The organism is Streptomyces sp. NPDC107471 (genome assembly GCF_055582845.1).
In genome coordinates this window covers 839,060-853,107 of record NZ_JBVJPC010000002.1, presented here as the reverse complement: position 1 = coordinate 853,107, position 14,048 = coordinate 839,060, and the positions used below count along the sequence as shown (strand labels likewise).

12 protein-coding genes and 1 riboswitch are annotated in these 14,048 nt (G+C 72.5%); of the genes, 6 read left to right on the top strand and 6 right to left on the bottom strand.

The window, feature by feature from the left end:
* Window positions 1–109 precede the first annotated feature (109 nt).
* Window positions 110–922, top strand: coding sequence for an HAD family hydrolase (locus tag ACZ66S_RS08815; RefSeq protein WP_469900663.1), 813 nt, complete (start codon window positions 110–112; stop codon window positions 920–922).
* A 3-nt stretch (window positions 923–925) separates the two neighbouring features.
* Here the strand turns inward: ACZ66S_RS08815 and ACZ66S_RS08810 are convergent, their stop codons facing one another.
* Both ACZ66S_RS08810 and ACZ66S_RS08805 read right to left on the bottom strand, forming a co-directional pair.
* The gene (locus ACZ66S_RS08810) at window positions 926–1,408 is read right to left on the bottom strand and encodes a transglycosylase SLT domain-containing protein (RefSeq protein ID WP_469900662.1); all 483 of its coding nucleotides are present in this window, start codon (window positions 1,406–1,408) and stop codon (window positions 926–928) included.
* A gap of 3 nt (window positions 1,409–1,411) precedes the next feature.
* Window positions 1,412–1,586, bottom strand: a riboswitch (cyclic di-AMP (ydaO/yuaA leader).
* A gap of 269 nt (window positions 1,587–1,855) precedes the next feature.
* Window positions 1,856–3,874, bottom strand: a complete 2,019-nt coding sequence (locus tag ACZ66S_RS08805; protein WP_469900661.1) for a CocE/NonD family hydrolase — start codon at window positions 3,872–3,874, stop codon at window positions 1,856–1,858.
* 309 nt (window positions 3,875–4,183) lie between these two features.
* Here ACZ66S_RS08805 and ACZ66S_RS08800 point away from each other — a divergent pair, with 309 nt between their 5' ends.
* The 4 genes from ACZ66S_RS08800 (at window position 4,184) to ACZ66S_RS08785 (ending at window position 8,841) form a co-directional block, all read left to right on the top strand.
* On the top strand, window positions 4,184–5,194 hold the full coding sequence (locus tag ACZ66S_RS08800; protein WP_469900659.1) for a polyprenyl synthetase family protein: 1,011 nt from the start codon (window positions 4,184–4,186) through the stop codon (window positions 5,192–5,194).
* A 477-nt stretch (window positions 5,195–5,671) separates the two neighbouring features.
* On the top strand, window positions 5,672–6,913 hold the full coding sequence (locus ACZ66S_RS08795; protein WP_469900658.1) for a LolA family protein: 1,242 nt from the start codon (window positions 5,672–5,674) through the stop codon (window positions 6,911–6,913).
* A 34-nt stretch (window positions 6,914–6,947) separates the two neighbouring features.
* On the top strand, window positions 6,948–7,952 hold the full coding sequence (locus ACZ66S_RS08790; RefSeq protein WP_469900657.1) for an ABC transporter ATP-binding protein: 1,005 nt from the start codon (window positions 6,948–6,950) through the stop codon (window positions 7,950–7,952).
* Window positions 7,939–8,841: an ABC transporter permease gene (locus tag ACZ66S_RS08785; protein WP_469900656.1), complete on the top strand. Its 903-nt coding sequence runs from the start codon at window positions 7,939–7,941 to the stop codon at window positions 8,839–8,841. The genes ACZ66S_RS08790 and ACZ66S_RS08785 overlap by 14 nt, the downstream gene beginning before the upstream one ends.
* Here ACZ66S_RS08785 and ACZ66S_RS08780 read toward each other — a convergent pair.
* The 3 genes from ACZ66S_RS08780 to ACZ66S_RS08770 all read right to left on the bottom strand — a co-directional run bounded on the left by ACZ66S_RS08780 (window position 8,831) and on the right by ACZ66S_RS08770 (window position 11,347).
* The gene (locus ACZ66S_RS08780; protein WP_469900655.1) at window positions 8,831–9,421 is read right to left on the bottom strand and encodes a flavodoxin family protein; all 591 of its coding nucleotides are present in this window, start codon (window positions 9,419–9,421) and stop codon (window positions 8,831–8,833) included. The genes ACZ66S_RS08785 and ACZ66S_RS08780 overlap by 11 nt on opposite strands.
* Window positions 9,422–9,536: 115 nt before the next feature.
* Window positions 9,537–10,853, bottom strand: coding sequence for an amidase (locus ACZ66S_RS08775; protein WP_469900654.1), 1,317 nt, complete (start codon window positions 10,851–10,853; stop codon window positions 9,537–9,539).
* Window positions 10,850–11,347, bottom strand: a complete 498-nt coding sequence (locus tag ACZ66S_RS08770; protein ID WP_469900652.1) for a DUF6668 family protein — start codon at window positions 11,345–11,347, stop codon at window positions 10,850–10,852. The genes ACZ66S_RS08775 and ACZ66S_RS08770 overlap by 4 nt, the downstream gene beginning before the upstream one ends.
* 124 nt (window positions 11,348–11,471) lie before the next feature.
* On the opposite strand from ACZ66S_RS08770, the gene ACZ66S_RS08765 reads away from it, so the two are divergent.
* Window positions 11,472–12,920: a tetratricopeptide repeat protein gene (locus tag ACZ66S_RS08765; protein ID WP_469900651.1), complete on the top strand. Its 1,449-nt coding sequence runs from the start codon at window positions 11,472–11,474 to the stop codon at window positions 12,918–12,920.
* Window positions 12,921–12,968: 48 nt separating this feature from the next.
* On the opposite strand, the gene ACZ66S_RS08760 is transcribed toward ACZ66S_RS08765, so the two are convergent.
* A complete protein-coding gene (locus tag ACZ66S_RS08760) occupies window positions 12,969–13,919 on the bottom strand; it encodes a M28 family metallopeptidase (protein WP_469900649.1) in 951 nt (316 codons plus the stop codon).
* Between the last annotated feature and the right edge of the window lie 129 nt (window positions 13,920–14,048).

Sequence of the window (14,048 nt, the reverse complement as noted above, 5' to 3'; positions counted from 1 at the left end):
CTCCGCGGGCGAAGCCGCCCGGAACCGGAACTGCGGTCAACGGATGTGAAAGCAGCAGCCGTCCGGTTCGCGTCGAGTCGGAGGGGCCAACCATCCGTATTCTCTGATCATGGCCGCCTCCCCCGCATATTCACTCATCGCCACCGACCTGGACGGCACGCTGCTGCGCGCCGACGACACGCTCTCCGACCGGTCGTTGGCCGCGCTCGCGCGGGTGGCCGCGGGTGGGGCCCGGCATCTCGTCGTGACCGGACGGCCGGCGCCCAGAGTGCGCCCGCTGCTCGACGACCTCGGCAGCACGGGACTCGCGGTGTGCGGACAGGGCGCGCAGGTGTACGACGCCGGCGCGGACCGTCTGCTCTGGTCGGTGACCCTGGACCGGGAACTGGCCGAGACCGCACTCGGCAAGATCGAGGCGGAGGTGGGGCAGGTGTACGCGGCCGTGGACCAGGACGGTGTCGACGGGCTCACGCTCATCGAGCCGGGCTATCTGATGCCCCATCCGACGCTGCCCGCGGTGCGGGTCGGCCGGCGCGACGACCTGTGGTGCGAGCCGATCAGCAAGGTGCTGCTGCGCCACCCCTACCTGTCCGACGACGAGTTGGCGGGCACGGCGCGTTCGGTGGTGGGTTCGCTGGCGACGGTCACCATGTCGGGGCCCGGGACCGTCGAACTCCAGCCATGTGGTGTCACGAAGGCGACGGGTCTCGCGCTCGCGGCCGAACACCTGGGACTGGGGCCCGAGGTGACGATCGCCTTCGGGGACATGCCCAACGACATCCCCATGTTCGACTGGGCGGCCCACGGGGTGGCGATGGCCAACGCCCACCCCGAACTCAAGGCCGTGGCCGACGAGGTGACCTTGTCGAACGAGGACGACGGCATCGCCGTCGTCCTCGAAGGACTCTTCCCGCGGGCGTAGTTCCTAGTAGGCGCCGTACACGTTGTCGATGGAGCCGTACCGCTGGGCCGCGTAGTTGCAGGCCGCGGTGATGTTCGCGACCGGGTCGTACGGGTCCCACGAGGTGTTGGCCACGTGGTAGGCGGTGAAGGTCGGGTCGATCACCTGGAGCAGGCCCTTGGAGGGCGTGCCGGCGGCTGCGTTGGAGTCCCAGTTGTTGATGGCGTAGGGGTTGCCGGAGGACTCCCGGATGACGTTGCGGTAGATGCCGTCGTAGGAGCCGGGGATGCCGTGCTCCGCCATGACGGCGAGGGAGGCCCGGATCCAGCCGTCGAGGGTGTTGGGGTAGCCGAGCGTGGTCGCGGTCTGCAGGGTCGGGGTGGCCGCGGACGCGCTGGTCGCGCCGATGAGGGGCAGGGCCAGGACGGCGACTCCGGTCCCGGCGACGGCGAGCTTGCGGGCGAGACGGCTGGTGCGGGGACGGCGGTGCTGAGCGGCAGCGGGCATGGCGAAGTTCCTCTCCGTCGCCTGCGAGGTGAGCTGTCGGGTTCGGGCGGGAGCTGCCCGGCCATGCCTGCGAAAGGCATGACTTCACCCCAAGCCGTACCGGTATGTCCGAAGACAGCCGTTACGACGACTTACCTGGTTCCCCCGCTCCTGCCGTGGTTCTCGGTGGGTGTACGGGCGGTGGCAGGATTCGGCGTCCGCCCGACAGGCCGGGAACGTATGCGAGAGCACATGTCCGGAACAAGTGGCGAATTCACATGAGGTGCCTATTGACCTTGGTCGGAGGCATTTGCGGCGCTTGATCCTTTGCATTGGCCAAGCTTCAACTCGCGCACGGGAAAAGGCGGATCGAAAGATTCCGGATGTCCGCCGATCCGGCCGCCCAAGTGGGCCAAGTCACAGCCGAGCGCAAGAGGGGTAAAACGGTCAAGAAGTCTCAACTCGTGTTCAACCGGCCGTCCGTGGGATGTGCTTCTCCCACGTCCGGTGGAAGACCACCTCGCCGCCCTCGGTGCACACGACCTCGTCGGAGGTGACGAAGTTTGTCCCGTCACAGGTGATCTCGGAACGGGTCCGCACGGTCGTGTCCCAGCCGAGCTCGGGGCGGTGCAGCCGGATCGACCAGTCCGAGCGGGTGCGGGCGGACAGGGGGTCCTGCTCGTGGATCGTGTACGTCTCCAGCGTTTCCTCGGTGCACTCCAGGCCGTCGGGGTACACGCGCGTGCCGCCGTTCCGGGGGTCGGCCTCCAGCCGCCACTCGCCCCTGGCCACGTCACGGACGACCAGCAGGCCGGGGCGGGGTTCGTCCAGGGTGGCGGGGCTCCATCCGTCGGCGGCCGCGCCGTGGGCGGCCCCGGGCGGCCCGGACTGCTCCGGCTCCTCGAAGGCGATGTCCGCGTCCGTGTCACGCGCGCGTACCGGCAGTTCGAGGAAGCTCCCCGCCGGCTCCAGCGTGAACCCCGCCTGCGAGCCGGGCTGCGGCCAGATCCACGGCCAGTACGCGGAGGAGACCGCGAGCCGGATGCGATGGCCGGGCCGGAAGGCGTGCCCGGCGCCGCTCAGCTCGAAGGCCACCTCCTGGGTGGCCCCCGGCTCCCAGGGCACCGCCCGGTCCCGTCCCTGACGGGCCGACAGGTTCAGCGCGCCCCGCGTGACGAGCGTCGACGACCCGTCCGGGGCGACATCGCAGAGCCGGGCGACGACCTGCCCGCGCGACACCTCCGAGGTCACCCTGAGCCGCACCCCCGGCCGCCCGAGCACCCAGGTCTCCTCGCCCACCGCGAACTCGAAGCAGGCCGAACGGGCGTCCTCCTCCCGCTGGTCCGGCGGCAGGTCGGCGTCGTTGCCGCGCGGGAGGAAACGGCCGGCGTCCACGCCCGTGTGCTGCGGGGAGCGGACCAGGACGGGGGCGCCCTGGAGGCCGTACGCCACCGTCGTCACGGTGGGGGAGGGCCAGGCCGGCTCGCCGACCCAGCGGCCGGGCAGGGTGTCGTACACGGTGGCCGGGGGGTGGGAGTCGCTGACGTAGGCCCGCAGGAGGGGTTCGCGCAGGACGCCGGTGTCGATGCCCTTCAGGTGCTGGTCCCACCAGCGCAGGGTCTCCTGGAGGAAGCCGATCGCCGGGCCGGGCGGCCGGCCGCGGTCCGGGTACTGGTGGGACCACGGGCCGACGATCCCGCGGACGCGGTCGGGCGGGAGGTGCTCGACGAGCCGCAGGACGGTGTCGCGGTACGGGTCGTGCCAGCCGCCCACCGCGAGGACGGCCGCGTCGATCGCGCCGAGGTCCTCGCGGCCACCGTCGTCCCGCCCGTGGTCGTCGCGGGTCTGGTGGCCGAGCCAGGTGTGGACGAACGGGGCGAGCCCGTCGAGGCGGGCGAGCCACATCTCCCGCCAGGCGTCGCCCACATGGAGCGGATCCGGGGGACGGGAGGCGAAGGCGAGCAGCGTGGCCGCCCAGGCGTGCATGTCCACCGCCAGGACGGAACCACCCAGGTAGTGCGCGTCGTTGTCACAGCGGTCGGCGCTGGAGCAGACGGTGACGACCGCCTTGAGCGGTTCGGGTGCGAGAGCCGCGATCCGGAGACCGTCGTGGCCGCCCCAGGAGATGCCGATCATGCCGACCCGGCCGTCGCACCAGGGCTGCGCGGCCAGCCAGTGGACCACCTCGACCCCGTCGGCGATCTCGGTCGCCGAGTGCGGGTCGCCCGGCACGCCCCCGCTGTTGCCGTGCCCGCGGATGTCCACGCGCACGGAGGCGTAGCCGTGGCCCGCGTACCAGGGATGGCGCTGCCGGTCGCGGGGCGCGGTCCGGTCGGTGAGGCGGTACGGCAGGTATTCGAGGATCGCGGGTACCGGTTCCGGAGTGAGCGGCCGCCACACGCGCGCGTACAGCAGCGTCCCGTCCGGCATCGGGATGCGGACGTCGTCGTGGGTCGTCTCGTACGGGAAGGAGGTACGGATGCGCATCGGCGGGTCCCGTCCGTCTCAGGGCACCGGGTGCGGGGCGCGGCGCGGCCGGGGCGCGACGACCACGGGCGGGGCGGCGACCTCGGCTTCGGTTCGGGACACAGGGGGTACTTCCCTACAAGTCGATAGATATCCATCCTTTTCAGGTGATCAAAAACATACCGGCCGTGATCCGATACCGCCTGGCATGGACGGGGCGGGCGCTATCGGTGATCCAAAGGTGACCGGATACGCTGACTTGAGTGAGGGCAGCGACCTATCGACATTTCGCGTAACCGCCAGTAGACACCAGCAGACAGGAGACCCCTCGTGACCGTCGTCGGGCCGTTCGGGCTGAGCGTGCGGGACCAGGCTCTGGAAGCCGATGTCCAGGCCGGATTGGCGGCTGTCGAGGAGGGACTGCTCGAGGCCACCAAGAGCGAGGTCCCCTTCATCACGGAGGCCGCCCAGCACCTGGTGCGCGCGGGCGGAAAGCGCTTCCGGCCGCTGCTCGTGATGCTCGCCGCCCAGTTCGGCGACCGCTATGCGCCGGGCGTGGTGCCGTCGGCCGTGGTGGTGGAGCTGACCCACCTCGCGACGCTGTACCACGACGACGTCATGGACGAGGCCGAGGTCCGGCGGGGCGTCGACAGCGCCAACACCCGCTGGGGCAACTCGGTGGCCGTGCTGACCGGCGACTTCCTGTTCGCCCGCGCCTCGCACATCCTGGCCGACCTCGGGCCCGAGGCGGTCCGGGTGCAGTCGGAGGCGTTCGAGCGCCTGGTCACCGGCCAGATCCTGGAGACCGCCGGACCGCAGGACGGCCGGGACCCGGTCGAGCACTACCTGGACGTGCTCGGCGGCAAGACGGGCTCGCTCGTCGCCGTCTCGTGCCGCTTCGGGGCGATGATGTCGGGCGCCGACGAGACGGTCGTGGACGTGCTGACCCAGTACGGCGAGCGCCTCGGCGTCGCCTTCCAGCTCGCCGACGACGTCCTGGACATCGCCTCCGACTCCCACGAGTCCGGCAAGACCCCGGGCACGGACCTGCGCGAGGGCATTCCGACCATGCCCGTCCTGCGGCTGCGGGAGCGCGCCGCCCGGCTCGGCCTGGCCGACGACATCGCCCTGTGCGAGCTGCTCGACTCCGACCTCACGGACGACGCCCGGCACGCGCGGGCGCTGGCTGCCCTGCGCGCCCACCCCGCGCTGGAGCAGGCCCGCCGGGACACCGTGCGCTACGCGGAGGACGCGCGCGCGGCCCTGGCCCCGCTGCGGGAGTGCGACGCGAAGGCGGCGCTGATGGAGCTGTGCGACGCGGTGGTCCACCGCGCCGGGTAGTGATGTACGTCACCGTCTTGGCCGGGCGGCTGTGCTGGGCCGGGGCCTTCTGTAGGGGCCCTGTAGGTGATCTGGCGGGTGCGGGCGCGTTGTGGCTGGTCGCGCAGTTCCCCGCGCCCCTGGAGGGCGCAGTCGCCTGCGCCATGAGGACCGTCCCCCCCCACACCGGACCCGCACGGGCAGGCATTCAGGGGCGCGGGGAACTGCGCGAAACGCCCGCCCCCATCCACCCCGCACCGCCCCACGGCCGAGCCCGCGGACGGACGCCCCCTACGGGTCTCAAGGGCCGTCCGCATGTCGTGTCATACCCCAGGTGTACACGGAGTTGGCTCCGTGGGCTGACGCGTGGTCATGGCCGATTTGGTCAGATGGACACCACGGAAAACACCACTCCTCACCGATTCGGGTGAGAATGGCGGCTACGGGGTGGACACACGGGAGTTGACAGCCGCCGCCGACGACGGAGGTAAGGCACACATGGCACCGTACGAATCCGACGAGAGCGCGACCGCCGCGGACGCCGAGGAGCTGCGCTCCGCCCGCCGGCGCAAGGCCGCCCGGTACGTCGTGCCGGCCACGGTGGTGGGGGTCGCGGCGGCGACCATCGGGCTCGTCCCGGCGCTCGCCGACTCCGGCGACCCCGACCTGCCGAAGATCAGCGCGCAGGAACTCATCGAGAAGATCGCCGCGTCGGACGTCCAGCAACTGTCCGGCACCGTGAAGATCACCACGGACCTCGGCCTGCCGGACCTCGGCGGCCTGGAGAGCTCGCTCGGCTCCGCCGCCGGGTCCTCCGGATCGGGCGACCGCTCGTCCGCCGACCCGTCCGCCAAGCTCACCGAACTCGCCTCCGGCACGCACACCCTGCGCGTCGCGGCGGACGGCGAGAACCGCCAGAAGATCTCCCTGCTGGAGGACGCGGCCGAGTACAGCCTGATCCACAACGGCAAGGACGTCTGGGGCTACGACAGCAAGTCCAACTCGGTCTTCCACACCACGGCCTCCGAGAGCGACGGGAAGCAGCAGGAAGAGCTCCCGGCCACGCCCAAGGACCTCGCCGAGGAGGCCCTCAAGGCCGCCGACAAGACCACGTCGGTCACGGTCGAGGGCACCGCCCAGGTCGCGGGCCGGGACGCCTACCGCCTGGTCGTCAAGCCCAAGGACGACGGCTCGACGGTCGGTCAGATCACCGTGGCCGTGGACTCCGAAACCGGGCTGCCGCTGAAGTTCACCCTCACCCCGGCGAGCGGCGGCGCGGCCGTCGTGGACGCGGGCTTCACCCAGGTCAGCTTCGCCAAGCCGGCCGCCTCCACCTTCGACTTCACCCCGCCGAAGGGGGCGAAGGTCGAGGAGGAGGACGCCTCGAAGGCGCCCGAGCACTCCAGGGACTTCGGCAAGGACCGGTCCGAGGAGCTCGGCAAGGGCGCGGCCGGCGAGTTCGGCGAGCACGGCCCCGCAGGGATGCACGTCATCGGGGACGGCTGGGACTCCATCGCCACCTTCGACACCGGCGGCCAGGGCGTCCCGTCCGGCTCCGAGGTCGGCGGTGACGTCGGCGGCTTCCTGGACTCGCTCGGCGACAAGGTCACCGGCAAGTTCGGCCAGGGCACCGTCTTCAAGACCCGCCTGATCAACGCCCTGATCACCGACGACGGCAAGGTCTACGTCGGCGCGGTCACCAAGGACACGCTGGTGAAGGCGGCCGACGCGGCGAAGTAGGTCCCCCGCGGGGCACGACGAATCGAGGGAGCCGATGGAGCAGCCGTCCGCCACGGAACCGGACCCGGAGGGGTCGGGTGACAGCGCGGGCGACGGCGTGGGCGGGGCCGAGGCCGTCATCCGCACCCACGCCCTCACCAAGCGCTACCGCGGCGGACAGCTCGCCGTGGACGGTCTCGACCTGACCGTCCCGGCGGGCAGCGTCTTCGGCTTCCTCGGCCCGAACGGCTCCGGCAAGACCACCACCATCCGCATGCTGATGGGCCTGATCGAACCGACCTCCGGCTCGGCCCGGGTCCTGGGCCGCCCCATGCCGCGCGCCGCCCGGACCGTCCTCCCGCACGTCGGCGCGCTCATCGAGGGCCCGGCCCTCTACGGCTTCCTCTCCGGCCGCGACAACCTCGTCCGCTACGACGCCGCGGACCCCACCGCCGACCCGCGCACCCGGAACACCCGCGTGGCGGCCGCCCTGGACCGGGTGGGCCTCGCGGCCGCCGCCGGCAAGAAGGCCAAGGCGTACTCACTGGGCATGAAGCAGCGCCTCGGCCTGGCCGCGGCCCTCCTCCAGCCCCGCAGACTCCTGGTCCTGGACGAGCCGACCAACGGCCTCGACCCGCAGGGCATGCGAGAGATCCGCGCCCTGATCAGGGAGCTGGCCTCGGACGGCACCACCGTCTTCCTCTCCTCCCACCTCCTCGACGAGATCGAGCAGGTCTGCACCCACGCGGCGGTGATGGCCCAGGGCCGTCTGATCACCCAGGGTTCGGTGACCGACCTGGCGGCGGGGGCGAGGGGACGCCTGGTGGTGACGACCCCGGACCCGGCGGACGCGGCGAGGGTGCTGAAGGAACGAGGTATCCCGGACGTGGTGACGACGGACGACCAGGTGACCTGCGACCCCCCGGACCAGGAACTGTCCGACATCAACGCGGCGTTGGTGAAGGCGGGCGTGCGGGTGCGAGGCTTCGCCGTGGAACGGGCCTCCCTGGAGGACGCCTTCGTGGCCCTGACGGGGGAGGGCTTCGATGTCGCGGGCTGAACTGAAGGGGCGCGGGGAACTGCGCGACCAGCGCCCACGGACCGAGGGCCGCCGTACGACCTTCTACGGCACTCTCTTCCGCAATGAACTCCACACCACCTTCCGCCGCTGGCGCACCCTCGCCCTGCTCGCCGTCCTCGCGGCGGTCCCGATCCTCGTGGGCATCGCGGTGAAGATCGAGACCGGCGACGACCCCTCGACGGGCGGCGGTGGCGGCGGCCCCGCCTTCATCTCCCAGATCACCAACAACGGCCTCTTCCTGGTCTTCACCGCCCTCGCCGCGACCCTCCCCTTCTTCCTCCCGATGTCCGTCGGAGTCATCGCGGGCGACGCGATCGCGGGCGAGGCCAACGCCGGCACCCTGCGCTATCTGCTGGTCGCCCCGGCGGGCCGCACCCGGCTGCTCCTCACCAAGTACGCGACGGTGATGACGTTCTGCCTGGTCGCCACCCTCGTGGTCGCCGTCTCGGCACTGGCGGTCGGCGCCATCCTGTTCCCGCTCGGCGATCTGACCACGATCTCCGGCACCCGGATCACCTTCACGGAGGGCCTGGGCAGAGCCCTGCTGATCGCTTTGGTGGTGGCCGCGTCACTGACCGGTGTGGCCGCCCTCGGCCTGTTCGTCTCCACCCTCACGAACAGCGGCATCGCGGCGATGGCCACGACGGTCGGCCTGCTGATCACGGTCCAGATCCTCGACCAGATCCCCCAACTGCACGCTCTGCAGCCGTACTTCTTCTCCCACTACTGGCTGTCCTTCGCCGATCTCATGCGGGAGCCGGTCTACTGGGACGACCTGGTGAAGAACCTCGGCCTGCAGTCGCTGTACGCGGCGGTGTTCGGCTCGGCGGCCTGGGCGCGGTTCCTGGCGAAGGACATCACGGCGTGACCCGCTCGTAGGGGAACCGCGCGAGCGGGGCCTCCTGGTCGAAGAAGGTCTTCGCCCGGGCGAGCGCGTCGGTGTCCCGCAGCACGTCACCCGGCTTGCTGCCGTTGCCGAGGAGCACCCCGCCGAAGCGCATCCCCATGTAGGCGGCCGAGTTGTTGAGGGTGCCGACCAGCGGCTCCGCGACCTCGAACTCCTCGTGCGCCAGCGCGGTGACACCCCACAGCGTGCGCCCCGCCATGGTCGCCTTGAACTCGACGCCCGGCGTGCGCAGCCAGCCCGACCAGTAGTCCAGGTAGCGCTTGACGTGGGCGGAGACCGAGTACCAGTACAGCGGCGAGGCGATCACGATGTCCGTCGCCGCGAGCGTCGCGTCGAAGAGCAGGGCCGTGTTGCCGATCGAGGGACGCGTGTGGTCCGTGTCGTGCCGGAGGTCCTCGAAGTCGGGCAGCGGATGCTCCGCGAGGTCGATCCACTGCTGCTCGACGTCCGGGGGCAGTTGCTCGGCGGCCCGGCGGGCCAGCAGTTCGGTGTTGCCGTCGCTGCGGCTGCTGCCGAGCACGAACAGGAAACGGCGCGTCATGAGGCTCTCCCGGCTGGTCGGCGTACGGTAAATAGTCGCACGTGCATTATATGCGTACGCAAGTACCTGTCCAGGGGGTTGTCGTTGTCCGGGGGTTGTCGTTGTCCAGGAGGTCTCATCGGGCCTGCGTCCGTGCCACCTCCAGCAGGAGCTCCTCGCCGCCGTGCCGGGCCACGAGCTGGAGCCCGACCGGGCAGCCGTCCGGGCCGAGACCGGCGGGGAGGCTGAGCGCCGGGTGCCCGGAGAGGTTGAACGCCCAGGTGAGAGCGGTGGAGTAACGGTCGCCCGGCCCCTCGTGGCCGTGCGGCGGACAGGGCGTCGTGGGCGTCATCAGCAGGTCGGTACCGGCGAAGAGCTCCGCCAGGAGACGGTCGTTGGCCGCCCGGACCCGGTCGGCGTCCCGCAGCTCGGAACCCGGGGTGCGCAGGGCGAGCCAGGCGGGGGCGGGGTCGTGCAGACTGAGCGGGGCGCGGGGGCGGGCGGGCCGTACGACACCGGCGCCGAGCAGTCGCTCCGCCGCCGCGTGGGCGATCCGGACGATCTCGGAGTCGGGGTCGGCGAAGCCCAGGTCGGGGGACCAGAGGGCGGTGGCGGCGAGCGCTGGGGACGCCTCCGGGCCGCATCCGTCACGGCGGCCGCCTCCGTCCTTGACGCCGTCACTGTCCCTGCCGCCGTCCCCGTCCCCGCTGTGGCTGTCGCCGTCGTCCGAGACCGCGTGCCAGTAGGCGACCGCGTCGCAGGCATGGCGGACGAGGACACCGGGGGCGGTGAGGCCGGGGCGAGGGGAGGCGGGTGGGCCGGGACTGATCCGGCCGGCACGGGCGCCCGCGCCGCCGGTAGCGGTGTGCGCGCGGTCGGTGCCGGTCGGGACGCGATCGGCGTCCCCGTGGCCGTCCCCGTGGCCGGAGTTGGTGACCTTGAGGCCGATCACCCCGCACCAGGCCGCCGGGATCCGTACCGACCCTGCCCCGTCGCTCCCCGTCGCCATCGGGACGAGTCCCGCGGCCACCGCGGCCGCCGAGCCCGCCGAGGAACCGCCCGGGGTGCGGTCGGCGCGCCAGGGATTGACGGTACGGCCGTGGGCGCCGAGTCCCCAGGTCTGCCAGGGGGTTCCGGGACCGGGCACCGACGTGGCGCCGACGGGTACGCACCCGGCCGCGAGGAGCGGTGCCGCACCGCGCAGCCCGTGCCGCCCCTTCACCCCGATCGGCACCCCGGCCAGTGGCAGCGGCTCACCGGCGTCGACGCGGACGTCGATCGCGTGCGCCCGCCGCAGCGCCTCCTCCTCCCACACCTCGGCGAACGCGCACAGCGCCCGGTCCACGCGCCGGATCCGCTCCAGGGCACGGGCGACGACGTCGACGGCCCGCAACGAGCGCGAACGCACCGCCGCTGCCAGGTCCGTGGCGGACAGGTCGGCGCCGACCGTCACGGGGTGCCGGCCCGGGTGAGCCGGGCCAGTGCCTCCGCGGCGCGCGGGGGAGTCCCGTCCAGGTCGCCGAGGCGCCACGCGGTGACCCAGGGCACGCGGTACACGTCGACCGCGGCCTCGATCTCCCTGACCTGCTGGGCGAGCGGGCGCGGGAGCCGGCCGGGAGCGTCCGCGACGAGGACGACGGCGTCGAGGTCGAGCCCCGGCGGGTGCTCCCCGCGCCGGAACAGTTCCAGAGCCCGGCGGGCGGCGAGCAGACCCGCGGCGTGCGTACGGGCGACGAGCAGGACGGAGGCGGGGGCACCGGGGCCGGGCCAGTCGCGTCCGCAGTCCTGGCCGCCGTAGACGGCGGCCAGAGTGGAGACGCCGGCGCCGCCGTGCGTGCCGACCCACGCGAACCGCCGCCCGGACGGGGCCACCGGCCCGCGGATCCAGATCTCCGGCCCCTGCTGCACGCTCTCCGCCTCTCGCCGCACGTCGGTGCGCCTGCCCACGCCCCGCTCCCGCCATCCCACCCGCCCCCCGCCTCCTGGAACAGGCCTGTGACATCACGGTGACGTGAGAACCGGGGGCGAACGGAGAGACTCGACAGTACGTGCACGACCGTGAGGGATGGGGATGTCTCGACTCAGCCGCGACAAGAAGCGGGACCAGCAGCGGGGGGCCACCCCGATCGACGTCCGTGTCCCCCTGACGGGTGAGTGCGCGACGGTGGCCGGAACACCGGTCACCGCGCCGCCCGGCGAGGAACTCCAGCAGACCGTCCTGACCCACCTCCACCACCTCGCCCTCAGCAGCGGCCACCCCGTCCACGCGACGATCCACGACGCCCGCATCGGCTACGTCGTCCCCCTGGAAGTCGCGACGAACGGCGCCAGCCGCTTCACCGCCGAGCCGGTACGGATGGCCGCACCGGAGCCGGCGGACCGGAACCGGCCCGCCGAACAGGGAGCACCCGCACCCGAGGAGGCCGGAGCCCGGCCGAGCCCGCCCGGCGCGGACGCGGAATCGGCCGAGCACCCCTGGCCACCGGCGGCCTCCGTCCCGCACGAACGGCCCACGCACCTCCTGCGACCGCTCGACGACTCCCCGCGGGACGCCGAAGCGCCCCCGACCCGGATCCTGCGCCGACTGCCGGACCCGCAGACCACCGGCCCGGCTACGGCTCCGGTTCCGGCCCCCGGGACGGTCGTACCCCCGACGGGCGAGTTCGGGCCGCCGCCCGTGATGGACGCGAACCCGGCCACCGCCCTGCCCCCGCAGTCACCGACCGACGCCCCGCCTCCACCCGGACCGTGGCCGACGGCCGGTCCGGCGAGCGGCCCCGTGCGGTCACCGTCCGACGCCGTACGCCCGCCCGCGGACGTCCCCGGCCCGTCCGCTTCACCGCACCCCGGCCCCACACCCGCGCCCACCCCCACGCCGACGGCCGGTTTCGCCGCCGTCGCGCCGCGACCGCTCCCGTCGGCCCCGCTCGCCCCGCGACCGGCCGCCCCCGTCGTCGAACCCGTGCCCCTCCTGGACGATCCCGGTCCCAAGGTGACGACCGTGCGAGGGTTCGACGCCGTGGCCGAGGCGGTCCTGGGGGAGGGCCTGGTGGTCGACGAGAGCGCGGTGCTCGCGGAGCCGGTCGGGCGGCTCAGCGAGGCCGTGCGGGAGGGCCGGACCGAGGCCGCCGCCGAGCTCGCCGAGCAGGTGGTCGGCGAGGCGTCCCGGACCCTGGGCGCCGAACACCCCGATGTGCTGCGGGTGCGTGAACTCGCCGCCTACATCGCCTACTTGGGCGGCGAGCCCGACCGGGCCGCGGAGATCTCCCTCGACCTGGCCGGGATCCACCACCGCGCCGGGGACGCCGAGGCGGCCTACGGCAACGTGCACGGCGCGGCCACCGCGTGGAAGGCCGTACGGGATCCGCTGCGCGGCCTGGCCCTCGGGCGGGACCTGCTCACCCTGTGGACGGACCTGGCCGCCGGGGAGGGCCCGGCGGCCGAGGACCCCGACGCACTGGAGTCGGCCCGCGCCCGGATGCTGCGCCTCGCGGAGCGCGCCCGGAACGCGGACCAGTAGCCCGGGGAGGTCTGATACGGCGACCGCCACGGGCTGTTGCCGCGCTGCTTACCGCGAGAGCTCCCACACCGCGTACGCCACCGCGTCACTGTTGCGGTCCAGGGCCGTGTCGTTGATGTTGGCCGTGGTGTCGCAGGACGAGTGGTAGCAGCGGTCGAAGGCCAGCCCCGAGGTACCGCCCCACTTGGCCGCCTGCGCCGCCGTCTTGGTGTAGTCGGCGCCACTGAACAGCCCGCCCACCGGCACGCCCGCGTTCTTGAACGGCGCGTGGTCGGAGCGGCCGTCGCCCTCGGTCTCGATCTCGGTCGGGACGCCGAGACCGGCGTAGTACGTCTTGAAGGTCTTCTCGATGGCCGGGTCGTCGTCGTAGACGAAGTAGCCGGGGTTCGGCGAGCCGATCATGTCGAAGTTGAGATAGCCGCTGATCCGAGAACGGTCCGTGGTGGACAGGCGGTTGACGTAGTACCGGGAGCCGACCATGCCCAGTTCCTCCGCGCCCCACCACGCGAACCGCAGGTGCTTGGTGGGGTGGTAGCCGGCCCGGGAGACGGCGAGCGCGGTCTCCAGGACGGCCGCCGAGCCGGAGCCGTTGTCGTTGATGCCCGCGCCCGCGGTCACGCTGTCGAGGTGCGAGCCGGACATGACCACCTGGCCGGTGTCGCCGCCCGGCCAGTCGGCGATCAGGTTGTAGCCGGTGCGTCCGGAGGAGGTGAACTGCTGGACCGTCGTGGTGAATCCGGCGGCGTCGAGCTTGGCCTTCACGTAGTCGAGCGAGGCCTTGTAGCCGGTGCGGCCGTGCGCGCGGTTGCCGCCGTTGGCGGTGGCGATGGACTGGAGCTGGGTGAGATGCGCCTTCACGTTGGCCACCGGGATGTCGGGGGCCGCGGCCACCGCGGGCTGTCCCGCGGGGGCCGCGCCGGCTATGGATCCGCCGGCCAGGAGGGAGACGGTGGCGACGACGGCGGTGGCCGTGACGCGTCCGGGAACCGAGAGCTTCATGTGGGGGGCTCCGAATTCCGTGGGAACCCCTGATGCCACAGGGATTCCACAGTGAATGGGTGCCTGGATCGTGAAGCTGAGGTTGACTCACCGTCAAGGGCGGAATCCGGTCAGGGGAGTTCGCATACC